Genomic DNA, 21,448 nt, shown 5'->3' on the forward strand with positions numbered 1-21,448 from the left:
TATTGCAAAGATTTTTTGCATATTGTCTTCGATAGTAGAACTTTAGTGTAACTTTAATATTTATTGACGGTTTTTTGGTAAAAAATGTTACATTTCCAAACTCACAAAGCAGGAATTCAACCACTCGTGCCGAATATTTCCTGCCATATCGGGTCGTGCCGCTGCGCTAAACCGGTTAGGGAGGAGGGATGCTACCATTGGCAATCTATGGCGCGGGGCGACCAGGGGTACCCCTTTGAGCCAGCAAGGAAACATGGACACTTGCCGGATCAGAGTACGCCTCAACCAGCAACCCGTTTATTCATGAATCAACCAACAGTTATAAGGAGGAACCAGCATGAAAAAACGTTTACTAGCCGCAGCCGTCGCGGCCATGATTACCCTTTCTGCCGCCTCCGTCTTCGCGGCGCCAAATGTTGAGACCAACGGCGACGTAAAACTGCATTATCGTTGGAACACCGAAGATGGAGCTGCCGACAAAGAAGGCGGCAAGTTCTGGCTGCGTTTAAACGTCAAGGCGCAACTTGATGACAAGACCGATGCTTACCTGCGCTTTGCCCACCAAAAACTTACCGGTGACAATGTTGGCGCTGATTTTAACCAAGAATATTCCAATTATGATGAAGATAGCGCTACTTCGCTAGACCGTTTCGGCGTTGTCTACAAAAACAGCGGCTGGACCTACAACCTCGGTCGTCAGGGCGCGACGGTCGGTGCTTTGGCTACTCTTTTCAGCACTGAAGGCTATATGGGTATCCGGATGGGTGCCGTTGAGGGCCTGTCCGTTACTGGCAAGTCCGGTGTGACCGACATTAAGTTTATTGGCGGCAGACTGTGGGATGACAGGGAAAACAAAGAGGACAAAGTCTACGCTTTGCAGGCTTCTTATAGTCCGGCTAAGGACTGGACGGTCGGGGCCATTGTCGGCAAGTACAACTACGCTGACGCTACCAAAGACGACACCAACCACTGGGCGGTCAACACTGCCTACACTGTAGGCAAAGCTACCTATCTCGCTGAATACACCAAGTCCAACGCTGACAATAATGACACCGCTTATGCCCTTGGCGCCACCTACGCCTTCGACAAGAAAAATTCCGCTTACGCTTTCTACAGCCGAGTTGAAGCCAATGGCGACATGGGCGGCGGCTGGACCGACTTTGACAATAACCAAAAAGGCCTGTACCTCGGCTACGACTACGTTATCGACAAAGACACTACTTTCAGCCTGTTCTACAAAGACATGACATACATTTCTGGCGAGAAAAAAGATAAAGATAACACCTCCTTCCGCACCACCGTTACCTACAAATTCTAAGAGCACAAACACCAAAAGCCTCCCTGGTTTTCCGGGGAGGCTTTGCTGTCTCGTTATTTTTCATTGTCAGTTTGTTAATGACAGTGGTAAAATAAAACCAACAAACAAAACAGCGGCAGGGGGTGCACTGATGGAGATGGAAAGATTTCAGGCATTAGTTCTTGAGAAGCTTACAAGCATCGAGACTAGGCTGGAGAGGATTGAACAAAGATTGGCCAATACCGAACCAAGATTTGATAGCATTGGCCAAATAGCTAACCTGCAAGCTCAGCTAGATAAATTGTCGGCCGAAGTCGCGACCAGGGACGACCTTGCCGCCATTGAAGCGAAAATAGGCGCACTTAATATGCGCTTATTGAACCAGGAAGCAGAAGTGTTGCGCCTTAAACTGGCGAAATAAACCCTTTGCGTCCTTCGTGGTCTTTGCGGTTAAAATATAAAATAGAGGTGATCATCATGAAAAAACGCATTGTTGCTAGTCTTCTTGCCGTTTGCCTGGTGCTGTCGGCTGTTCCCGCCGCTCAGGCCTTCGGCCTTGGCGACATCCTCAAAGTCGGCGGTATTGGCTTCATTGTCGACAAATTCGCCAAGCCGCTCAACAACTTCATTAATACCCTCATGGCTAAGCATGGCGCCGGTACGGATTACTCCACCAAAGTTGTTCCCATTATCTCCTTTGGCAGCGGTGGGCATATCGGGGCGGCCCAGGTAACCGGCCCGCAGGAGCTGGTCGACAAAACCGAAGCTGTCATCCAGATCGAGGGCAACTTCAACGGCAACCAGTTCCGCGTTAAAGCCCTCATCCCTATCGACAGCAAAAACCCGACCAACTTCTCCCGCGTCCAGGGCGTAGGCGTATCAGCCATAATTGATGTAAAAATTTAAGGACACCGCCAGGTGTCCAAATTTTTTACGCATTCAAACTGCTCTTCACATATTCCAATACACGATTAGCCACGTCAACGGCACTTTCGGCGTTTGCCCGGGTAACGATAAGTTCGTCTACTGCTGGATAACGAGTCTCAATGTAGAATGAATTTAAAATATGTAATGAATCGGTAAAATCTAGGAAGGTCTGATCATGCTTGGCGCATCGCTGATTGAGGCGAGGCAGGCTATGTGTTTCCATAATAATACCTTCATGATACAGCACATATGCTTTAAGTGCTTTTTCCACGCATTGCTGGCAATGAAAGGCACTAATATCATACAGCTGCTCACCGACTAAAATAAGTTTGGCGGCTTTAAGATCATTTTCGGCTTTAGCCAGCCATTGCAGATAATCTTTGGTATCAACCATATAAGACAACTCCTTTTTCGCGGATCAGCCCGGCGAACGTACCGGACCGGTAGGCATCGCGCTCCCATTCCTCGGGTGTCATGATAATCAGGTCGACATCGTAGTCGACAAGTTCCATCAGGCCGCGCCCAATTTCCGCCCGGAGCTGGCGCTTGTCGGCTGCCGGCAAGACCAGGCAAAGGTCGATGTCGCTATGCGGCCGGACAGCGCGGCGGGCACATGAACCAAAAACAATTATTTTTTCGGGCGAATAGTTTTTAACAAGATAATCGGTTATCGGGCCTAGTGCCTGATAGTGCGTCATCAAAGTCCACCACCATCAAAAACCGTAATTCTACCTCCATCATATTTTACCGCCGCCCAAATGTCAATAAACGCCAATTGGCAGCAGGATATTGGCGTCTTGGCAACGAAATAAGTTGCCAAACATAGAACGACAAAAACGGTGGGAGGTAAATACGTGCGCAAACTGCTTATATGCTTGTTAGCTATGCTTACCATGATCATGCCGGTCGCGGCGGCCCAGGAAATGGCGGCCGATACGACCATTTTGGCCAAAATGATGGCGGTGGAAAAGATTATCTACGGTTCCGAGCAAACCGGGGCGCTGATTGAGCGCCTGGCCCGTATGGAAAAAGACATTTTCGGCCAAGAACAAAAAGAGGCGCTGCTTACCCGCCTTGACAAACTGTACGGCTATACTTGCGTCACCACGGCGGCCGCGCCGTCGTTTGTTACGAGTCTGAACGCGGTGGAGTGGACGCTGACCCACAGCGTTTCCGGCGATGCCGGCAAGGCGCGTATCGAAAGCGTCGAGCGGCTGATGCTTGGTAACGCCCAAACCGGAACGCTTGACGAGCGGCTCAAGCGCCTGTCGCGCCTGGCCTATGGCGATAGTCACCCGACCGTCAACCAAGTCACCGTTATGAAAGATACCCTGGTCAAAATCAAAATCGTTACTCCGCTTGATACCCGCAAAAGCCGCCCTGGCGATATTGTCACCTTCACCGCCGCCGAAGACGTATATGTCGACGGCGTATTGGTCATCGCCCGCGGGGCACTGGGAACGGGCAAGGTAACCAAGGTCGAACCGGCAAAAAACTTTGGCCGCGATGCCAAGTTGGAAGTAACTTTCGACGCCATCCAAGCAGTGGATAACGCCACCGTCGACACCATCCTGGGTGACAAGGCCAAGGAAGAGACCAAGTCGCTGGCCAAGGCGGCTGGGGCCACCGTGGCCGGGCTGGCCATCCTCGGTCCGGTCGGCGTCGTTGGCGGCGCGTTTGTCCAAGGCAAGGAAATCACCATCCCGGCCGGCAGCGAACTATATATCCAGACGAAGAGCGAAATGGATATTTATGGAATAAAAGTAAAGTGATCGACACATACTACCAACAGCCGTCAATTGGCGGCTGTTTTCTACATATTACCGCCGCGCGCGGGGCAGGAATGGCCGTATTTTTGGAGAATAGTTTAATAATAATAAAACCACGGAGAAAACAGCGGCGCGATATTCATCGCGCTAAAGATAAAAATATTCCCTCCGCGTCCTCTGTGGTTGGACTTTCTGTGGTTAGACATCGAACAACAACGTAAGGGGTACATTATGTATAATAAAAATAAACTCCTCTTAGGGATATTGGCGCTATTGCTGGCCTTCGGGTCCGCTGCCGGCGGCGAGGCGGCCGCGGCCAAGGCAGACAAGCCCGCGGCGCAAACCCAGGCAAATTTGCCGATCGTCATCGAAGCCGACAAACTGTATTTTAGCGACCTTACCGGCGACCTCTATGCCCAGGGCAACGTCCAGGTAACCCAGGGCGAGGACAAGCTGCTCGCCGCTTTGGTCCAGGGCAACACCAAACAAGGCGAGGTCTGGGTGGACGGCCAGGCGACTTTCTTGCAGCCGGGTACAGAACTTATCGGGCGCAAAAGCCGGTATAACTATCAGCAACATACCGGCAGCATTCTCAAGGCCTCCGGCATTATCGGGAAAGACCGGGTCAAAGCGGAAAATATCAACATATTGCCTGACCGGTATATCTTAAACGACAGCACGGTAACGCGCTGTCCGGCGGTAGTTCCCGATTACCATATCAGTGCGCGCAAAATCGAAATCTGGCCGGGCGAAAAAATGATTGTATATGATGCCAAGTTTTGGATCAAAGATAAAGTCATTTTTAGTTTACCCAAGTATCAGAAGTCATTAGTCAACAAGGAGACTACCACCGAATTCCCCCGGGTGGGCTATTCGTCCGAAAATGGGTTCAGTATTGCCCAATACTTAGAAACGCCGGTATTGGGCGAGGTTGCCGCCTTTGCTGACCTCGCATACTATTCTAAACGGGGCTTTGAGCCGACATACGGTTTAGTGACCAGGCAGTCGGGTTACACTCTGCAAATGACCTATGGCAGTGAAGATAACGCTGATCATGAATGGGTTGACAAGGAACCGGACTTTGCCTTAAAGTTCAAGCCCTATCGCCTGGGCAATACCTCGCTAACCGCTAATTTTTCGGCCAGCGCCGGCAAGTGGTCCGAGGGCGCCGTCACCGGGACCAGGCGGAGTTATAATTTCTACCTGGCCAATGATCCGATCAAGCTAAGCGACACCCTTGTCTTAACGCTTGGCGGCGGCTATGAAAAAGTCTTCTATGGCTACAACGATACTACCAACAATATTTGGCGCTATGATCTAAAGTTGACGGCCAAACCGAACAACCGGCTCGAAGCCTGGACCGGTTATTCATACAACAATCAAAGCAGTATTTCACCATATCAGTATGACCGCATTGATACCCCCCGTGAACTTTATGGCGGATTTATGTACAGAATTGACCGCATGAATGGGTTTGGCCTCAAACTGAGTTATGACGTCGACGTTGATCGAGTGAAAGACTTGGACTACACCTGGCGGCGGAACCTGCACTGCTGGGAAGCCGACATAACTTATCGCGCCAAACGCGACCAGTTTAATATTAAGGTGTCTGCCGTCCAATGGTAGGACGGGCAAATGTTTTGCCGCTGAAAAAAAGGAGTTTTGTGCGTGCCGAATAATCTCCTGGAACTAATTGCTGGACTATCCAACCGCAAAATTATGATTATCGGGGACATGGTCGCCGATGTTTACCTCGAAGGTAAAATTTCCCGCATTTCGCGCGAAGCGCCAGTGCTCATCCTGGAGCATGCCGGCGAAACCGTTGTCCCCGGCGGTGCGGCCAATGCGGTGCATAACGCGGCCACGCTTGGCGGGCGCATCTACGCTGTCGGTGTGATCGGCAATGATAGCGCCGGCAGCGAACTGGCTCGGATATTAAGCGAAAAAGGCGTTATAACCGCTGGCCTGATTGTAGACAACAGCCGGCCGACCATCACTAAGACCCGGGTAATGGCCGGCGGTCAGGCGACGGTACGGCAGCAGGTCGTCCGCATCGACCGCGAGGCCAAGACCCCGCTTAGCGCCAGTATCGAAGCAGCGGTGCTAGACTATATAGGTAAACACATTCCTGCCATGGATGCCGTGGTTATGAGCGATTACGGCAGCGGGACAGTCACCCCGGCGGTAATTGCCCAAGTAGTAGCGGCCTGCCGCCGGGCCAATATTCCCTGCATCGTCGATTCGCGCTACAATATCCTGGCCTTTACCGGCGTGACCGTTGTCAAGCAAAATGAAACCGAAGCGGCTGCGGCGGTCGGACTGAAAGCGCTGGATGATCATACCCTTATTGCAGCCGCCGAGAAGATCCGCGAACGGCTCGCCGCCGAGGCGGTGCTGCTGACGCGCGGCCCGGACGGCATGACCTTGTTTGACGCGCAAGGTCAAATCACGAATATTCCGGTGACCAACAAAAGCGAAGTTTACGACGTAACCGGCGCCGGGGACACGGTGGTGGCCGCCATGACGCTGGCGCTGGCGGCCGGCGCGTCATATCTTGAGGCGGCCCGGCTGGCCAACTTTGCCGCCGGGATTGTCGTGCGCAAACCGGGAACAGCCACAACCACGCCGGAGGAACTGCGAGAGGCGGTCGCGAAATTCTATGAAAATCGTCAGTAGAGAGCAATTAATAGATATAGTAACTAAATTAAAAGCCGCTGGTAAAACGGTCGTGTTTACCAACGGCTGTTTTGACGTCCTGCATGTAGGGCATGTGCGGTATTTGGCCGCCGCGCGGGCGCTAGGCGACTGCCTCATTGTCGGTCTTAACAGCGATGATTCGGTGCGCGGGCTCAAAGGGCCCACCCGCCCAGTCAACGCTGAGTGCGACCGGGCCGAAGTGCTGGCCGCTTTGGCCGCAGTTGACTATGTCGTCATTTTCCCCGAACGCACTGCGGAAAGCCTGGTAGCCACACTGCGCCCCGACATCTATGTCAAGGGCGGCGACTACCGGGTGGAAGATTTGCCAGAGGCCAAAGTAGCCGCCGCTTACGGGGGCAAAACCGTTCTCATCCCCGAAGTGCCAGGACGCTCGTCAACAAAAATTATAGAGAAAATAAAGAATAACCGCTAAGTGCGCGAAGTTACGCAAAGGATTTTACGGATTTTTTCTAACTTTGCGTCCTTTGCGTACTTTGCGGTTGACAAGAGGTCAACCATGTACCACAACATCCTCATCATCAAAATGAGCGCCATCGGCGACGTTATTCATGCCCTGCCGGTGGCCCACGCCTTAAAACAAACCTGGCCGGACTGCCGCATCACCTGGGTGGTGGAGCGGGCGGCCTACGACCTTTTGACTAATAACCCCGATATTGACGAAATCATCCTGTTCGACAAACCGCAGTTTAAATCACTGGCCGGCCTGATAAAGCATGCGCCGGCGTTGGCGCGGCTGCTCAAATCCCGCCGGTTTGACCTCGCGCTTGACCTGCAAGGCCTTGGCAAAAGCGCCGCCATTACCTGGTTGAGTGGTGCGCCCAAACGCTTGGGCTACTGCAATATGCGCGAGCTAAGCCACTGGGTGAGCTCGCCGGTATGCGGTGCGCACAAGGACGGCCATGTGGTCGAGAGGTACCTGGACGTTGTGCGGGCCTTGGGGTGCAGTGTTGACGAAGTAGTTTTCCCTATTCACATCACCCTGGAGGAACAAGGGCAGGCGGAAATAGTTGCTCGACAGGCCGGGCTGGACATATCCCAGCGGTATGTCGTGCTGGCCCCCGGGACCAACTGGCCGACCAAGTGCTGGCCCACAGCGTATTTTGCCGAACTGGCCGACATGCTTTATGACGCCAGTGTCATCCCGGTCATCATTGGCGGCCCGGGCGATCGGCGGCTGGCGGACGAAATTGTGGCCGGCGCCGCTATCCCGCCGGTTGACCTCACCGGCCGGATTACGCTTAAACAGCTGGCCCATATCATAAAACGTGCTAGCGCCTTCGTCGGCGGCGACACCGGCCCCATGCATTTGGCCGTAGCCGTCGGCACACCGGTAGTCGCGCTGTTTGGCCCGACCGACCCGAGGCGGAACGGGCCGTATTACGGCAGTAATATCGTGCTCCAGTCTAACAGGAACTGCCTGCTGTGCTGGAAGCGGACATGTGAAAAAATATGTCTGGCGCCGATTGAGCCGGACAAAGTGTTAGCGGCTGTGCACAAGGTGGCGCGGCGCAAATAAAATAGAGGATAGGCTGATGATCATTGACTGATACGAATATTTTATTTATCTCTTTAAATGGGCACCAAAGACGGTATTTTAAGTGGCTGGGGAAGGGCCTTGCCTCGCGGTACAAGGTATTCCACGTTCATTACACCGCTAATATATTTAATGGCATCTTCCGTTCGGAAAAACTCCCTGCGGACTTTATAATTACACCGGAAGAGATTGATGAAATAACGTTGTTTTTACGCATCAAAGCCGAGTACCGTAATTTTGGCCCACTTCGCAACTTGTTACATAGCAAGGAATTTTTGACACACCAGGCCTATGGTGCTATTTACTATTTTTATGATTACATGGAAAAGCATAACATCGACTTGGTTTGCGTTTGGAACGGGACCTTGATCCCTTTAGCAGCGGCGACTACGGTAGCAAGGAAAACAGGTCGCAAAACTTTATTTTTTGAAAATGGCTATCTGCCGGGAACTACTACCGTCGATCCCTGCGGCGTGAATTATAAAAACAGCCTTGTTGGCAAGACGCGCCTATTTTATGATGCGGTGCAAGTCGACCCTGATAAGTTAGCACAACTTTATGAACAGGAACAAAGGGTGCGGGCGCTAAAGCAGAAATGGTATCACCGGCTTCTTAAACGTCAGCCCCAGGGCAGTCCGGAACCGGTTAAATTGCCGCAGCGGTACATTTTTTTGCCTTTTCAAGTCCACGATGATACGCAGGTTTTAATGCATTCCCCGACAATTAAAACAATGTTTCAGCTTGTTGATTATGTTATTCCGGCGGTTTTGCGCCATAATGAAAAAACGGGCGATAATCTGTGGGTAATAGCCAAGGAACATCCTTCCGACTTCGGGCGCATTGATTACGGGGAAATAAAGGAAAAATATCAAGGCTTCCCCGTAATTTTTCTGCGCTATTATCCGACGCCGGCGTTAATTAAAGGAGCAAAAGGAATTATTACCCTAAATTCTTCTGTCGGGATTGAAGCTCTTCTCCAGCATAAACCGGTTATTACGCTCGGAAATGCTTTTTACAATGTCCCGGGATTGGTAAAACATGTTGCACCGCCAGAAGATTTAGCCGATGTGCTGGGATTTGTTGATTGTCCTCCCAATGATAATTTAATTGATAAGTTTTTATATTACTTGCGATACCATTACTTAGCTGATGGTTCCTGGAGAAGTCCGGACGAACGGCATTTTCGCAGCGTTGAAGCCAAAATACGCGCAGTTATTGAAAACCGGTGAGAGAGTTACTCTCACCGGTCTGTGTGTTTTGTCTTCAGTGTTTCATATAAATTTTCAATCTGATCAGCAACGTTGCGGATATCATAGTTTTTTCGTATATATTGGCTGGCGGCAGCGCCCAATCGGTCGCGGCGCGAATCGTCACCAAGCAGGTCCAAAACCTGGTTGGCCAAGGCATGATAATTTCCAACAGGAATAAGCACGCCTGTCACATCCGGAACTATTAAATCAGCACAGCCGCCGATCGCTGAAGCTATACAGGCGCAGCCGCACCCCATTGCTTCGATTAGTGCATTTGGCAGACCTTCTTTACGCGACGGAAACAAAAAGATATCGGCTGCCTGCAGGTAAGGGGCAGTATTAGTGACTTCACCGACATATGTAATTGTATGGTTGCCAACTTGTTGGGCGGTGGCGCGCAAGGCGGCCACGGCCTTGCCTTTTCCACCGCCGACTACGGCTAAATGAACATCACTGGCTTGGCTGGCGATATACGGCCAGGCCTTCAGGAGTATGTCAAATCCCTTTCTGTCTATCAGTCGGCTCGCATAAAGTATCAGCTTTTTATTGACGGGAAGGCCGAGCTGACGGCGAAGAGAAGCTTTTTCCGATTGGGGAATAGGGTAAAAGCGATTCGTATCTAACCCGTTGGGAATAGAAACAATACGGTCGGTGTAAAAGCCAGCCCGGGACAGTTCGTCCGCGATTTCCGCACTGATAGCGATATACGCTGCTGCCGTGCGGCTAATGTAGTTCGTTATCCGGCGGAAGACGCGCCAACGGCGGGGAAAGGGTTTGTCGATAGAAGTACGGGCAAAAACTCGGCCTGCTATTGTTACTTTGAGAACAGATGGTAGTTTAAATATATGGGCAGCGGTGATGGCGGCCACACCAAGGCTGTCTTGACCATGGACGTGTACCACGTCAAACCGTTGGCGGTTAAAACACATGATAGAAAATAAACTTAACGAACGAAGGCCTGGCGGTGCTACGCGATAGATACTTATACCGTTATTTATTTCGCTGAATTTACTGCCCCAGGTATGTTTTTTAGCAATGACAGTTATTGCATGGCCGCGGCGCCGGAGCTCGTTAATAAGTGTTTTTGCTTGCAGTTCAGCACCGGTGTTAGTAGCACCTGGCTCTTCATAGCCTGACAATATCATGCAAATATTCATTGATATCCCCTTGTCCTAATTACTATTTAAATTTTACAACTAGTAATTGGAGAGGGCAATAAGGCGCTTTTTGCAGGATATAGGCTTTTTTGCAGGATTTAGGCTTTTTTATAGCGAAAAAGTTTAACCCTAAGGCTCAATGTATTTGGAGGAATAAAATTGGGACAACAGCAATTGAATGTTTGCGTCGTCGGCGCCGGGTATGTGGGCTTGACGACAGGCGTTTGCCTTGCTTATCTGGGGCATCAAGTGACTTGCATAGACAAAGACCGGGAAAAAATTGACATGCTGCTAGCCGGGCGCGCGCCTATTTATGAGCCTGGCCTGGAGGATTTATTGCGCCTGGCAAATGCGCGGCTAAAGTTTACTACTTCGCCTGAGGCCTGCCGCCATGCTGACGTGATTATCTTGGCTGTCGGCACTCCCCCTACGCCAAACGGTAATGCCGACCTTTCATTTATGGAGGCAGCAGCCGCCGAGGTTGCCGCCCAGTTAACAGGGGAGAGGTTTCAGGTAATCGTTAACAAGTCGACTGTTCCGGTCGGAACGGCGCAACGTGTTAACCTGATTATTACAACTGCTATTGCAAGCAGGGGCGGCTCTGCTAATTTTGCGGTAGCGTCCAACCCCGAATTTTTGCGTGAAGGGGTTGCCATACATGACACGCTTTACCCTGACCGCATTGTCATCGGCTCGGCGAGCAATGAAGCCATTAATATGCTTAGGGTCATGTATGCGCCCATTCTGGAACAAACTTTTGCCGCCCCCAAAGTGTGTCCGCGCCCCGAACGCTTTGATCTGCCGGCATTGGTGACAACCGACGTTACAAGCGCCGAGATGATTAAGTATGCTGCTAATGCCTTTTTGGCAATGAAAATAAGTTTTATTAATGAAATAGGCGGATTATGCGAAAAAGTCGGCGCCGATGTTACCGAAGTCGCCCGGGGCATTGGCCTTGACAAGCGTATCGGTCCCCGCTTCCTCCAGGCCGGTTTAGGCTGGGGAGGGAGCTGCTTTGGCAAAGATACGGCAGCACTCATCCGCACTGCTCAAGAATATGGCTATGACATGCCCATTGTGTCGGCCACTGTTAGCGTAAACCGGCGGCAACGCCTACGGGCCATCGACAAGCTGCAGGAAACGCTGAAAGTGGTGCGCGGGCGGACGATTGGTCTTTTGGGTTTGGCGTTTAAGCCGGATACCGATGACCTGCGCGATGCGCCGGCACTGGACATTATCCGGGTACTTCTCGAAATGGGGGCACGGGTAAAAGTTTATGATCCGGTTGCGCTGGAAAATTTTAAAATTCAGTATCCTAATTTAGCAGTAGAACCTTGTAAGAACGCTAGCGAGCTCTCTCAAGACTGTGACGCGGTGATTATTGTTACAGAGTGGGAAGAATTCCGGCATCTTCCATTAGCCGAGTTAGCGGAAAAAATGACGGGGGCCAAGGTGTTAATAGACGGCCGGAATATTATCGACCGACAGGATGCAGAAAAAGCCGGTCTTAGATACGTTGGCTTCGGGAGGTAGTAAGATGCAGCAGATATTGGTGACCGGGGGCGCCGGCTTTATCGGCAGTCATCTGGTTGACAGACTATTGGCCGCAGGATACTGGGTGGCGGTAATTGATGATTTCAATGATTTCTATGAACCTGCCGTCAAGCGGCAAAATGTTGCTGAACATATAACACATCCAAACTATCGGTTATATGAAGGAGACATCCGTGATCGCGCTTTTTTGGACGAGGTTTTTGCCGCTAATTCCTTTACGGCCGTGGTACACCTTGCGGCGCGCGCCGGCGTGCGCCCATCCCTTGTCGAGCCGGTCCTTTACCAGGAAGTAAATGTTGGCGGCACGCAGAATATTTTCGAGTGCTGCCGCAAGTTCGAGGTAAAAAAGTGTATATTCGGCTCATCAAGCTCCGTTTACGGCATTAACAGCAAAGTGCCTTTTGCCGAAGACGACCCAATTTTTCAGCCTATCAGCCCTTATGCCGCCACCAAGGCGGCAGGAGAGCTGCTTGCCCATGTATACAGCCATCTGTATGGTATCCAGATTTTGTGTCTCCGGTTTTTCACCGTCTACGGCCCGCGGCAGCGGCCTGATTTGGCGATTCATAAGTTTACTAAACTAATTGATCAGGGTTTGCCCATTCCTGTGTATGGGGACGGAAGCACCTGCCGGGACTATACTTATGTTGACGATATTGTCAATGGCATAATAGGGGCCTTGCACTACAGTGCATCGCTGTATGAAATTATTAATCTTGGCAATTCGGATACCGTTTATCTTAAAGATTTAATACGGGTTATTGAAGAGTGCTTAGGTAAAAAAGCTGTTATCAAATGGCTGCCGCCCCAGCCGGGCGATGTGCCGCTCACCTTTGCCGATATCGGCAAGGCCAGGCGGCTTTTGGACTTTGAGCCGGCTACCGCCATTGAAGAAGGTATTGCGAATTTTGTTGCGTGGTACCGCCAGAGTAGAAGGGATTAGTTCTATGGCACGCATATGCATGATCTTTAACAGCTTCGAGCTGCCGAACCCGGGCGGACCGAGCCTGCAGGCTTACCGAGTGTCCCAAGAACTAAAAAAGCGGGGACACCAAATTATTTTTGTTGCTAAAGGGACCGGCCGGTCACCGGCGTTTGAGATGGTCGACGGCATACCCCTCTACCGCTTAAATTTGAAAGGTTTGGCTTCATTTCAGTTATTATACCGACTCTGGCATCTTAAAAACGAATTTGATATCCTGCATGTGCATGGCGTAGGCCGTTTGGCAACAATGGCTATAACTTTTGCCCGCAATTTCGGAAAACGGGTATATGTAAAGTACACAATTGCCGGCGCTTTAATGAAGCCGCCGCAACCAGGCGTAAAGGGCTGGTTTAAACGCATAAGTCCGTTTCCGAAACTGCGACTGGAAAAACACAAACAAGCCGATGGCATGATAGCCATTAGCGGCGAGACTTATAACGAACTGATAAATTACGGTTTTCCCCGCGACCGGATTAGTTTTATTCCTAATGGGGTTGATACTGAACTATTTCGTCCTGTGGGTTTGATGGAAAAACAACAGTTGCGGCGTAAGCTTGGCTTGCCGGAGAATAAAATGATTTTTATCTTCACCGGCAAAATTACCCGGCGCAAGGGCGTTGATACCCTGCTGTGCGCCTGGCAGTCCTTACCGCAAATTCAGGAAAAGGCCGTTTTGGTCTTGGTTGGCGATGGAAAAGGACAGGCTGACAACCTCGAGGCGTGGCTGGATAAGTTTATTCAGACAAACAAGCTTGCTGGTTCCGTGATTTGGCCTGGAGTTGTCGCAAATGTCCCCGACTACCTTGCGGCAGCGGACTGTTTTCTGTTCCCTTCCTGGCGAGAGGGCCTTCCCAATTCGCTGCTTGAGGCTATGTCAGCTGGCCTGGTATGTTTTGCGTCAAATATCGGCGGCAATACAGACGTGATAATTCCGGGGAAGACAGGCATTTTGCTGCCGCCGGGTGATGTAGGCGCTTGGGCAGATGCGATCGCCCAAGCTGTAAACGATCCTCATCCGGCGCTCGGCACAGCAGCGCGCCGTTATATTTGTGAAAACTATAGCATTATCGGCACGGCGAATAAACTTGAAAAACTTTATGATGATAATGGTGTTTCTCGATAAAGAAAGAATAGACTGCAACTGTTTTATAGTAGTCGGAGAGTACGTGGTATATCTGTAGCTTAATATATCACCATAAGCAATGTGAAGAAAACTTGCCTGTAATATTACGTGGACTGGGGGTTGATTTTAATAAAGAACTTAAATAAACTTTCTGCTAGCCAAAAAACATTAGCAAGTATGTGGATATGGCTATTTTTTTAAGTTTTTCAGTCTTTTTTTCATCTTTTCGCGACGTGAGTACCGCAAAACTTCTAAATTTTATTATGGGTGGTTTTTTGGCATGTTTTGCATATAAAATTGCGTCTAGGGAAAACACTCGAAAATATATTGAGATATTTTTATGGGTTTTGGTTGTCTTTGGTTTGGCGATTGCTTTAAAAGGGCTTTATCAATATTTTGTATTACACATATCAAGGCCGCGGTCAATGGTAAGTCATCCTAACATATTTGCCATGTATATGGAACTTATTATCCCATTTTTGCTAGCGCAGTTTTTGTATATCAATAACATGCGTTGGAAGCGAATTTTAGTTTTTGCAGTGATGGTGATTTTAGTTTTAGCACTAGTGATCACTTTTTCGCGTGGCGCTTGGTTTGCAACAATAATTGGAGCTTTCTTAGTGCTGTGGTGCTTGAATGGCCGCAAAGCAGTTTTTTGGACGGCTGCCGTCCTGCCAGTTTTACTTTTTAGTAGTACGGCTATATATAAACGCTTTCTTAGTTCATTTGATTTGACAATGCAAAGCAATATTGAACGTATTCACGGGTTGATAAGTAGCTTTAAGATTATTCTTGATTACCCGCTAACTGGGGTAGGGCTGGGGTGCTATAAACTCTTTTATCCAACATATAAGCTGCCGCTAGCAAAAGAAATATTGCCTCATGCTCATAATACGTTGATGGTTTTTGCTACCGAAGCAGGTGTGTTTACAGCAGCGGCCTTTTTCGGTTTTATTATACTTTTAATAAAAAGTTTATATCTTAATATTAGACAGAATATTAGACAGAATAATTGTCATAATGAGCATTATTATCTTGTGATGGGGATGAGTGGGGGTATTTTAGCGCTTATGCTACATGGCTTTGTTGACTATACTTTGGGGAATCAAGGTGTATTAGGCATTTTTATGCTATATATAGGTTTTTTACTTGGCTTAATCGAAAAAAACGATAATATCAAAAAAGCGCATAATTAAACGATCAATATTGCGAGGTAAAATTCTATGAACATTGTGTATGTTTCTAATTCAATTATCCCTTCAAAATATGCCAACAGTATTCATGTAATGAAAATGTGTAATGCTTTTTCCCAAAATAGTCATAATGTATTTTTGCTTGCCCGGCGCGGCTCGTGGCTGAATACTAGAGATCTGCACAAACGGTATGGGGTGACAAATATTTTCCCGATTATTTTTTGCTGGCGCCCGAATTTTTTGCCGCGGCTGTGGAGAGAAAATATTTATTCCACAGGGTTATGTCGTGCTGTGAAAAAATTAATTTTAAAAGACATGAAACCTGATCTACTGTACGGCCGGTACGAACATGGACTGTTTGCTTTATCTAAGTATTTTGATATTCCTTTTGTTTTTGAAACTCATGATACTCCCGCACGAAGCAAGGATGTTTTTTATGTTCAAGAAGCGTTACTTAAGCAAAAAAATTTACTAGCTCTAGTATGTATATCTGACCAGCTCAAACAAGAATATATAAGGGTTTTTCCATGGTTCCCCAAGGAAAAAATTATTGTAGTTCATGATGGGTCTGATTTGCCTGAAGAAACCGTGCCAGGAGAAATTTTGGACTGGCCTGGACGAACAGGGTGTATTCAGGTGGGCTATGTTGGACATCTATATCCTGGTAAAGGCATGGAAATTATTGCTCAGATATTTAGACAATTACCAAATTTGGATTTTCATATAATTGGGGGAATGGAGAAAGATATCGAGTTTTGGAAATCGAAATGTCGGGGAAGCAATATTTTCTTTCATGGGTATATTTGGCAAGAAAAATTAAGTTCATATATTAAAAGGCTGGACATTGTATTGGCGCCGTTCCCGGCTCAGGGTAAGTATAGTCGGTGGTCTTCGCCACTGAAAATTTTTGATTATATGGCCTGGCGGAAACCGATTGTAGCGTCAGATATTCCCATGGTGCGAGAAATACTTATAGATGGACAAAATGCTGTTTTAGTGTCTCCTGAGAATATTGATGAGTGGATAAAAACATTGGAATATTTAGCGAAAGATAGCGCATACCGTGATAATTTAGCTCAGTGTGCATATCAAACTTTAAAAGACAAATATACTTGGAAAGTGCGAGCGCAAAATATTCTAAATAGCCTGTGTTTGTAAGGCGGCATATTGGAGAGTAAGACGTGAAAAATAATAATTGTCGAAAACCACTGGTCAGCATTATAATTGCAACTTACAACTCCGGCCAAACGATTAGTCGGGCTGTAAGTTCAGTAATACAGCAGTCATATGATAACATAGAACTAATTATTGTTGATGATGGTTCTTTTGATAATACGGCTGAGATAGTTATGCCCTTTGTTGATGGTATACGTGTTATTTACATATATCAGAATAACAGCGGCGTAAGTGCCGCACGAAATAAGGGAGCGCTTTTAGCAAAAGGAGAATGGCTTGCTTTTCTTGACGCTGATGATGAGTGGCATCCCCAAAAACTAGAATTACAGATCGAGTCCTTGCAATTTGTACCTGACGCTGTATTAATAAGCAATGTCCCGCTGCGTGTATCCCAAAATGGGAAAAACTTTCAATTTCCTGTATTAGATGTAACAGATTTAAAGGATAAATTATTTTTTTGGCGTCAGGAAGAATTTTTACGCCGCAATAAGATACACACATCATCAGTTCTTGTACGCCGTGACACGTTTAATGAAGTAGGCGGCTTTGATGAGATGCTAAAAATCGCAGAAGATCGCGATTTATGGCTGAAAATACTATATAAAGGCCAAGGTATCTGTCTTAATATGCCGCTTACGAAATACTATGAAACAGAAGGAAGTCTATCCCGCAAAATTGTTGAACGCTTCGAATACAACTTAAAATTAATTGATCGCTGGGATAATCGTCGTCAAGATACTTTAGATAAGGAAAAACGGATTTCGGTAAAAAATTTTATAAAAATAAAATATGCTGTTTTGTTTACCATGATTTTTAAACTTTTAAAATATGGATTTGTCGAAGAAGCATATTTATTTTGGCTAAAACTGCGAGATTTTCATAAAAAAGAGTTCCCCTGTTTACCATTTATTCCGTGGTGTTTATTTGTTATGATGGCGCGGGTGGAGTTTTTACGAAAAAGATTTAAGAGAGCGGTAAAGCGATTTTTACTCTAACAGTTTTTTGGAGTACGCAAAATAGTTATGACAAATTATGACAAAGTTCGCTATTGCTTTAAGATATGTCGAAAAATTATAATTGAGTTTAGTTGATAGATACTTTTCTATACTAGATCCTCGCTAATAGAAAGCGGAGTGAAACGATAATGCAGCCTCAAGCACAGGCACCAGCTGTCAACGCGAATATTGGACAAGCGGTGGCATTGCCGCTGGCAGTGCGGCTAGGGCAGGCCCTGGCTCCGCTCTTGCTCGCAACGGCCGACTATTTTGCGGTCGTTGCGGCCATTTATAGCGCTGCCTGGCTGCGGGGAACATTTTTGCCAAAACTATTACCCGCACTCCTGCCGTTTCACAACGGCTATACTTACATATATTTTGTAATTCCCGTTGTGTATTTGACATTTATTGCGGCTCAAGGCCTGTATACCAAGCGCCTGCCCTTCTGGCAGGGAGCAGGGCTGTTATTCAAGGCATGCAACTATGTTATCATATTAGTCATTGGAATTGTATATTTTTTAAAAACCGGGCGATAGTGTCAAGACATTGTAGGATTTTTTTAAAAGACATACAATCCTTGGCGAGTTAACATAATTTTAGGCATAAGCAAGCGAAAGCTCCCTCAGGGCCTTATACAAAAAGCTTTTCGGCCCCCTCAGTATAGGTATATTATCATGTTTTTCCCCGGTTACTTTTACTTTCTTCTGCCGCTGCGCTTCAACAGTTTCCGCTGAGCTTGTTATCATCGCCTCAATTTTGTAATCTGTGCTTTGCTGTCTTAGATATTCTTCTGCCACCGCTTGGCCGTTTGCCTGACATACGCGTATGTATGCCATATGCTTGGCGCCTTCTCGGCTCCACCCCATCGGCCGGCTGCTCATGCGCGCCGATAATACGTGACTGATATGCCCTTCAGCACTGCATTTTATCTCTTTGTAACTGTATATTCTGGTTATTCCTTCCCAGTTGCTTCGAATGTAGCCCCAGGATTGTATAATTGCCTGTTTACGGCTTGCCGTTGTCGCGCTTTTTAATAGCTTTTCAATGACTTCTTGCGCTTTTTCAAAGTTGCCAAAACGCAATGCTCCTAGCAGTGTTTTACTAAGTTCTTTGTTGCCTCCTACAGCTTGCCGAACATATTTCATTAAATGAAATTTATCCAGAATAAATTCTGCTTTCGGAAAAACAATTCGGGCACACTGGATCCAGGCAGCGCCATCACCTATTACATAGATCTTTTCGATACGGTCAAGGTCATAACGCTTGTTTGCTTCTTCCCACACATATTCCCAAAATTCATCTGCTTCTTTATCCACACTGCTTAGATAAACCGGATTTTTTAACGCCCGTCGCCCATCTTTTTCTTCCCAGCCCTCATGCATATATACCAGGCGTGTCAGAACAGGATCAGGCTTGACTTATTTGAAAAATTGACTTGTTTTCACGGCAGCAATTAAGAACGGAGGGAGCACTATGGCCGGACAGCCAGCGAAACGGGTCGGGGTTAACGAGGTCAGGGGAAAAATTTTGCCGCTGTGCCAAGAGCGGCCAACAATTGCCGCCGTATTTTTATTCGGTTCGTATGGGACTTGTTATCAGACTCAGTTTAGTGATATCGACCTCGGGGTGCTCTTTTTTCCTGACGGTATTCCCAATCTGCGGGGAGAAATGGGGTTGGCCGGCGCATTTTCCAGCGCCCTTGGCCGCGATGACGTTGATCTGGTGATTATGAATAAGGCGCCGCTGCCGCTGCGGTATCGGATTGTCGCCGAAGGCGAGATTCTTTACGAAAAAGATTATGTTTATACCAGCGATTTTTTGGCGGCAACTTATAAATATTTCCTTGATTATAATATTGACTACCGGATGTTTATGGCTGAATACAGTCGTTCACTAAAGGAGGCATACAAGGTTAATGGTTGACCGGGATGTTATTTGCAACCGGATAAGTTATATCGAAGACAACATCCGGCAGCTTAATGAGCTGGCGAAGTTAACGGAAGCGGAGTTTCTCAGCCGCTTTTATTATGTAGCTTCCGCTAAATATTTGCTGCAGACAGCAATTGAGGCCATGCTGGACATTGCTCACCACATTATTGCCCGGCAGCGCTACCGGGCTCCGCGCACTTATGCCGAAGTTTTTTCGGTATTGGTTGAACATGGCATTTTGCCGGCAGAAAGCGAAAATACATACCGCCAAATCGCTAAGTTCCGTAATCGGGTTGTGCATTTGTATCATGAAGTAGCTAATAAAGAAGTATTCCAAATTCTTAAGGAAGGTATTAGTGATATTCAGGCATTTGTCAAGGCTATTGTTGCCTATATGGGAAAAAATTCCTAAATGGAAAAAAGACGGCCGGGTTTAGGCCGTCTTTTGGTATAATATGGCTAAATTATATCCGGGGATAAACGGTTAAAACAAGCGCGACCAGTCGCGGCGCTTATCCCATACATGCATTATTTGGAACGTATTCACCGGCAAAACATTTGACCCTGAGGTGGCGACCGCGGTCGGGAGCATCCGCCGCCGGCAACAACCGGAGGCTGCCGTGCCGTATGAAGTGGCCGAGGTGGTTAAGCGAGGCTTTCTGGACAGCGCCGGCCGGGTGGTGCGCAAGGCTGAAGTAATTACCTATCAGGAGGGGGAAAGGGTACATGACCAGACCAACGCGCCCGATTGTGGGCATTGATTTAGGGACAACCAACTCGGCCGTCGCTTATATAAATAACGGCAAGCCGGAAATTATTCCGTCGCCGCATGGTCAGCGCATCATCCCCTCGGTGGTAATGATCGGCCTGGATGGCAAGGTGCATGTCGGCGATACGGCACGGGCGGCGCAGATCGCCATGCCCGACCGGGTGGTCGCTGCCGTCAAGCGCAAAATGGGCTCGACCGAGCCGGTTACCATGGCGGGCCAGGCGTTTTTACCCCAGGAAATTTCGGCGATGATCTTACGAGAAATCAAAAGTTATGTTGATGCTAAATTCGGCCCCGGGGAAAAAGAGGCGGTCATCACCGTGCCGGCTTATTTTACCGACGAGCAGCGCCGGGCGACCAAGCAGGCCGGGGAATTGGCCGGCTTTATCGTCGAACGGATTATTAACGAGCCGACGGCGGCGGCCATGGCGTTCGGCCTGGAGCGGCTGGAGGAAGATAAGCATATCCTGGTGTATGATCTGGGCGGCGGTACGTTTGACGTGTCGATTGTGGAAATGATGAGCGGCATTTTGGAAGTTAAAGCATCGGCCGGTAACAACCATTTGGGCGGGGAAGACTTTGACTGGCGGCTGGTCGGCTGGCTGGCCGACAAAATCCGCAAAGCTCACGGCGTCGACCCGCTGAAAGACCTTCGCGCCAAGAGCCTGCTAAAAGAGCAGGCTGAACGCATCAAAAAAGAGCTGTCGACCGCTCCCCAAGTCGAAATTCACCTGCTGGTTTTGTCAACACAAAAGTTGACCGCCCGTGCTAGAGCAAAAGTTGACCGGGCCTTGCTAATCGCTGGTAAAATGACAGATAATTCTGCCTAGAAATAGTCATTAGCAAAAACACTTTTAGTTTTCTTTAGCAACACGCTTTCGCAGCTCAAGGGTTTGGCGAAAACGGTAGCTTTCGCCGTTCATGACATGGATGTCCGCACGATGCGTTAATCGATCAATGAGCGCTTCCGTCATCCGTGCATCGCCGAAGACGTCCGGCCATTTATCAAAATCCAGATTAGTTGTCAGGATAATGCTGCCCAGTTCATGGCGCGTTGAACAAAATTGAAAGA

General features: G+C 48.2%; 25 protein-coding genes. 20 read left to right on the forward strand and 5 right to left on the reverse strand.

Translation table 11 applies throughout. The annotated features are described in order from the left end of the window. The first annotated feature begins 337 nt into the window (after positions 1-337). The 3 genes from BLQ99_RS12370 to BLQ99_RS12380 all read left to right on the forward strand — a co-directional run bounded on the left by BLQ99_RS12370 (position 338) and on the right by BLQ99_RS12380 (position 2,203). Positions 338-1,318, forward strand: coding sequence for a porin (locus tag BLQ99_RS12370; protein WP_093691440.1), 981 nt, complete (start codon positions 338-340; stop codon positions 1,316-1,318). A gap of 130 nt (positions 1,319-1,448) precedes the next feature. Then, on the forward strand, positions 1,449-1,718 hold the full coding sequence (locus BLQ99_RS12375) for a hypothetical protein (RefSeq protein ID WP_093691442.1): 270 nt from the start codon (positions 1,449-1,451) through the stop codon (positions 1,716-1,718). 56 nt (positions 1,719-1,774) lie between these two features. Beyond that, positions 1,775-2,203, forward strand: coding sequence for a hypothetical protein (locus BLQ99_RS12380; protein WP_093691444.1), 429 nt, complete (start codon positions 1,775-1,777; stop codon positions 2,201-2,203). A gap of 25 nt (positions 2,204-2,228) precedes the next feature. On the opposite strand, the gene BLQ99_RS12385 is transcribed toward BLQ99_RS12380, so the two are convergent. Next, positions 2,229-2,618: a HEPN domain-containing protein gene (locus BLQ99_RS12385; RefSeq protein WP_093691446.1), complete on the reverse strand. Its 390-nt coding sequence runs from the start codon at positions 2,616-2,618 to the stop codon at positions 2,229-2,231. Further along, on the reverse strand, positions 2,611-2,922 hold the full coding sequence (locus BLQ99_RS12390; RefSeq protein ID WP_093691448.1) for a nucleotidyltransferase domain-containing protein: 312 nt from the start codon (positions 2,920-2,922) through the stop codon (positions 2,611-2,613). Before BLQ99_RS12390 ends, BLQ99_RS12385 begins: the two co-directional genes overlap by 8 nt. A gap of 156 nt (positions 2,923-3,078) precedes the next feature. Between BLQ99_RS12390 and BLQ99_RS12395 the strand changes: the two genes are divergently transcribed. The 6 genes from BLQ99_RS12395 (at position 3,079) to BLQ99_RS12420 (ending at position 9,474) form a co-directional block, all read left to right on the forward strand. After that, positions 3,079-3,996 (forward strand): hypothetical protein, encoded by a 918-nt coding sequence (locus BLQ99_RS12395; RefSeq protein WP_093691450.1) that lies wholly within the window; start codon positions 3,079-3,081, stop codon positions 3,994-3,996. Positions 3,997-4,224: 228 nt separating this feature from the next. Further along, positions 4,225-5,619, forward strand: coding sequence for an LptA/OstA family protein (locus BLQ99_RS12400; protein WP_093691452.1), 1,395 nt, complete (start codon positions 4,225-4,227; stop codon positions 5,617-5,619). Positions 5,620-5,661: 42 nt separating this feature from the next. Then, positions 5,662-6,669 (forward strand): bifunctional heptose 7-phosphate kinase/heptose 1-phosphate adenyltransferase, encoded by a 1,008-nt coding sequence (locus BLQ99_RS12405; protein ID WP_245690472.1) that lies wholly within the window; start codon positions 5,662-5,664, stop codon positions 6,667-6,669. After that, entirely contained in the window at positions 6,653-7,123 is a 471-nt protein-coding gene (gene rfaE2, locus BLQ99_RS12410) for a D-glycero-beta-D-manno-heptose 1-phosphate adenylyltransferase (RefSeq protein ID WP_093691454.1), read from the forward strand. Before BLQ99_RS12405 ends, rfaE2 begins: the two co-directional genes overlap by 17 nt. A gap of 84 nt (positions 7,124-7,207) precedes the next feature. Next, positions 7,208-8,227, forward strand: coding sequence for a lipopolysaccharide heptosyltransferase II (waaF, locus tag BLQ99_RS12415; protein ID WP_093691456.1), 1,020 nt, complete (start codon positions 7,208-7,210; stop codon positions 8,225-8,227). 293 nt (positions 8,228-8,520) lie between these two features. Continuing rightward, the gene (locus BLQ99_RS12420; protein WP_143005906.1) at positions 8,521-9,474 is read left to right on the forward strand and encodes a capsular polysaccharide export protein, LipB/KpsS family; all 954 of its coding nucleotides are present in this window, start codon (positions 8,521-8,523) and stop codon (positions 9,472-9,474) included. Between the two features lie 11 nt (positions 9,475-9,485). Here BLQ99_RS12420 and BLQ99_RS12425 read toward each other — a convergent pair whose 3' ends face one another. Further along, positions 9,486-10,652 (reverse strand): glycosyltransferase family 4 protein, encoded by a 1,167-nt coding sequence (locus BLQ99_RS12425; RefSeq protein WP_093691460.1) that lies wholly within the window; start codon positions 10,650-10,652, stop codon positions 9,486-9,488. Positions 10,653-10,811: 159 nt separating this feature from the next. Here BLQ99_RS12425 and BLQ99_RS12430 point away from each other — a divergent pair, with 159 nt between their 5' ends. From BLQ99_RS12430 to BLQ99_RS12460, 7 genes are all read left to right on the forward strand, one after another. Beyond that, the gene (locus BLQ99_RS12430; protein ID WP_216093670.1) at positions 10,812-12,185 is read left to right on the forward strand and encodes a UDP-glucose dehydrogenase family protein; all 1,374 of its coding nucleotides are present in this window, start codon (positions 10,812-10,814) and stop codon (positions 12,183-12,185) included. A gap of 4 nt (positions 12,186-12,189) precedes the next feature. Next, a complete protein-coding gene (locus BLQ99_RS12435) occupies positions 12,190-13,149 on the forward strand; it encodes a GDP-mannose 4,6-dehydratase (protein ID WP_093691462.1) in 960 nt (319 codons plus the stop codon). Between the two features lie 4 nt (positions 13,150-13,153). Further along, positions 13,154-14,314 (forward strand): glycosyltransferase family 4 protein, encoded by a 1,161-nt coding sequence (locus BLQ99_RS12440; protein ID WP_093691464.1) that lies wholly within the window; start codon positions 13,154-13,156, stop codon positions 14,312-14,314. Between the two features lie 185 nt (positions 14,315-14,499). Continuing rightward, the gene (locus BLQ99_RS12445) at positions 14,500-15,510 is read left to right on the forward strand and encodes an O-antigen ligase family protein (RefSeq protein WP_093691466.1); all 1,011 of its coding nucleotides are present in this window, start codon (positions 14,500-14,502) and stop codon (positions 15,508-15,510) included. A gap of 27 nt (positions 15,511-15,537) precedes the next feature. Next, positions 15,538-16,665: a glycosyltransferase family 4 protein gene (locus BLQ99_RS12450; RefSeq protein ID WP_093691468.1), complete on the forward strand. Its 1,128-nt coding sequence runs from the start codon at positions 15,538-15,540 to the stop codon at positions 16,663-16,665. A gap of 23 nt (positions 16,666-16,688) precedes the next feature. Next, positions 16,689-17,678 carry a glycosyltransferase family 2 protein gene (locus tag BLQ99_RS12455; protein ID WP_093691470.1) on the forward strand — a complete coding sequence of 330 codons (990 nt, stop codon included), beginning with the start codon at positions 16,689-16,691 and terminating at the stop codon, positions 17,676-17,678. Positions 17,679-17,827: 149 nt separating this feature from the next. Beyond that, on the forward strand, positions 17,828-18,214 hold the full coding sequence (locus tag BLQ99_RS12460; protein ID WP_216093671.1) for a hypothetical protein: 387 nt from the start codon (positions 17,828-17,830) through the stop codon (positions 18,212-18,214). Positions 18,215-18,274: 60 nt separating this feature from the next. On the opposite strand, the gene BLQ99_RS12465 is transcribed toward BLQ99_RS12460, so the two are convergent. Then, positions 18,275-19,078, reverse strand: coding sequence for an ISLre2 family transposase (locus BLQ99_RS12465; protein ID WP_342721910.1), 804 nt, complete (start codon positions 19,076-19,078; stop codon positions 18,275-18,277). Positions 19,079-19,151: 73 nt separating this feature from the next. On the opposite strand from BLQ99_RS12465, the gene mntA reads away from it, so the two are divergent. The 4 genes from mntA (at position 19,152) to BLQ99_RS12480 (ending at position 21,206) form a co-directional block, all read left to right on the forward strand. Further along, the gene (mntA, locus tag BLQ99_RS12470; RefSeq protein WP_093691472.1) at positions 19,152-19,601 is read left to right on the forward strand and encodes a type VII toxin-antitoxin system MntA family adenylyltransferase antitoxin; all 450 of its coding nucleotides are present in this window, start codon (positions 19,152-19,154) and stop codon (positions 19,599-19,601) included. Beyond that, entirely contained in the window at positions 19,594-20,019 is a 426-nt protein-coding gene (gene hepT / locus BLQ99_RS12475) for a type VII toxin-antitoxin system HepT family RNase toxin (protein WP_093691474.1), read from the forward strand. The genes mntA and hepT overlap by 8 nt, the downstream gene beginning before the upstream one ends. A gap of 208 nt (positions 20,020-20,227) precedes the next feature. After that, entirely contained in the window at positions 20,228-20,368 is a 141-nt protein-coding gene (locus tag BLQ99_RS14965) for a hypothetical protein (RefSeq protein WP_171904677.1), read from the forward strand. After that, positions 20,334-21,206 carry an Hsp70 family protein gene (locus tag BLQ99_RS12480; RefSeq protein WP_245690476.1) on the forward strand — a complete coding sequence of 291 codons (873 nt, stop codon included), beginning with the start codon at positions 20,334-20,336 and terminating at the stop codon, positions 21,204-21,206. The genes BLQ99_RS14965 and BLQ99_RS12480 overlap by 35 nt, the downstream gene beginning before the upstream one ends. 24 nt (positions 21,207-21,230) lie before the next feature. Here BLQ99_RS12480 and BLQ99_RS15380 read toward each other — a convergent pair. Next, positions 21,231-21,448: ATP-binding protein (locus tag BLQ99_RS15380; protein ID WP_171904678.1), on the reverse strand; the 218-nt coding region annotated here is incomplete at its 5' end.

This window comes from Sporolituus thermophilus DSM 23256 (assembly GCF_900102435.1).
In the GTDB taxonomy this organism is placed as follows: Bacteria; Bacillota; Negativicutes; order Sporomusales; family Thermosinaceae; genus Thermosinus; species Thermosinus thermophilus.

Bases quoted from the DNA above. Each gene is read 5' to 3' on its own strand.
- BLQ99_RS12440 (WP_093691464.1), top strand. From the start codon at position 13,154: ATGGCACGCATATGCATGATCTTTAACAGCTTCGAGCTGCCGAACCCG.
- BLQ99_RS12375 (WP_093691442.1), top strand. From the start codon at position 1,449: ATGGAGATGGAAAGATTTCAGGCATTAGTTCTTGAGAAGCTTACAAGC.
- BLQ99_RS12460 (WP_216093671.1), top strand. From the start codon at position 17,828: ATGCAGCCTCAAGCACAGGCACCAGCTGTCAACGCGAATATTGGACAA.
- rfaE2 (WP_093691454.1), top strand. From the start codon at position 6,653: ATGAAAATCGTCAGTAGAGAGCAATTAATAGATATAGTAACTAAATTA.
- BLQ99_RS12380 (WP_093691444.1), top strand. From the start codon at position 1,775: ATGAAAAAACGCATTGTTGCTAGTCTTCTTGCCGTTTGCCTGGTGCTG.
- mntA (WP_093691472.1), top strand. From the start codon at position 19,152: ATGGCCGGACAGCCAGCGAAACGGGTCGGGGTTAACGAGGTCAGGGGA.
- BLQ99_RS12385 (WP_093691446.1), bottom strand. From the start codon at position 2,618: ATGGTTGATACCAAAGATTATCTGCAATGGCTGGCTAAAGCCGAAAAT.
- waaF (WP_093691456.1), top strand. From the start codon at position 7,208: ATGTACCACAACATCCTCATCATCAAAATGAGCGCCATCGGCGACGTT.
- BLQ99_RS12445 (WP_093691466.1), top strand. From the start codon at position 14,500: ATGGCTATTTTTTTAAGTTTTTCAGTCTTTTTTTCATCTTTTCGCGAC.
- BLQ99_RS12390 (WP_093691448.1), bottom strand. From the start codon at position 2,922: ATGACGCACTATCAGGCACTAGGCCCGATAACCGATTATCTTGTTAAA.
- BLQ99_RS12435 (WP_093691462.1), top strand. From the start codon at position 12,190: ATGCAGCAGATATTGGTGACCGGGGGCGCCGGCTTTATCGGCAGTCAT.
- BLQ99_RS12480 (WP_245690476.1), top strand. From the start codon at position 20,334: ATGACCAGACCAACGCGCCCGATTGTGGGCATTGATTTAGGGACAACC.
- BLQ99_RS12400 (WP_093691452.1), top strand. From the start codon at position 4,225: ATGTATAATAAAAATAAACTCCTCTTAGGGATATTGGCGCTATTGCTG.
- BLQ99_RS12425 (WP_093691460.1), bottom strand. From the start codon at position 10,652: ATGAATATTTGCATGATATTGTCAGGCTATGAAGAGCCAGGTGCTACT.
- hepT (WP_093691474.1), top strand. From the start codon at position 19,594: ATGGTTGACCGGGATGTTATTTGCAACCGGATAAGTTATATCGAAGAC.
- BLQ99_RS12450 (WP_093691468.1), top strand. From the start codon at position 15,538: ATGAACATTGTGTATGTTTCTAATTCAATTATCCCTTCAAAATATGCC.
- BLQ99_RS12370 (WP_093691440.1), top strand. From the start codon at position 338: ATGAAAAAACGTTTACTAGCCGCAGCCGTCGCGGCCATGATTACCCTT.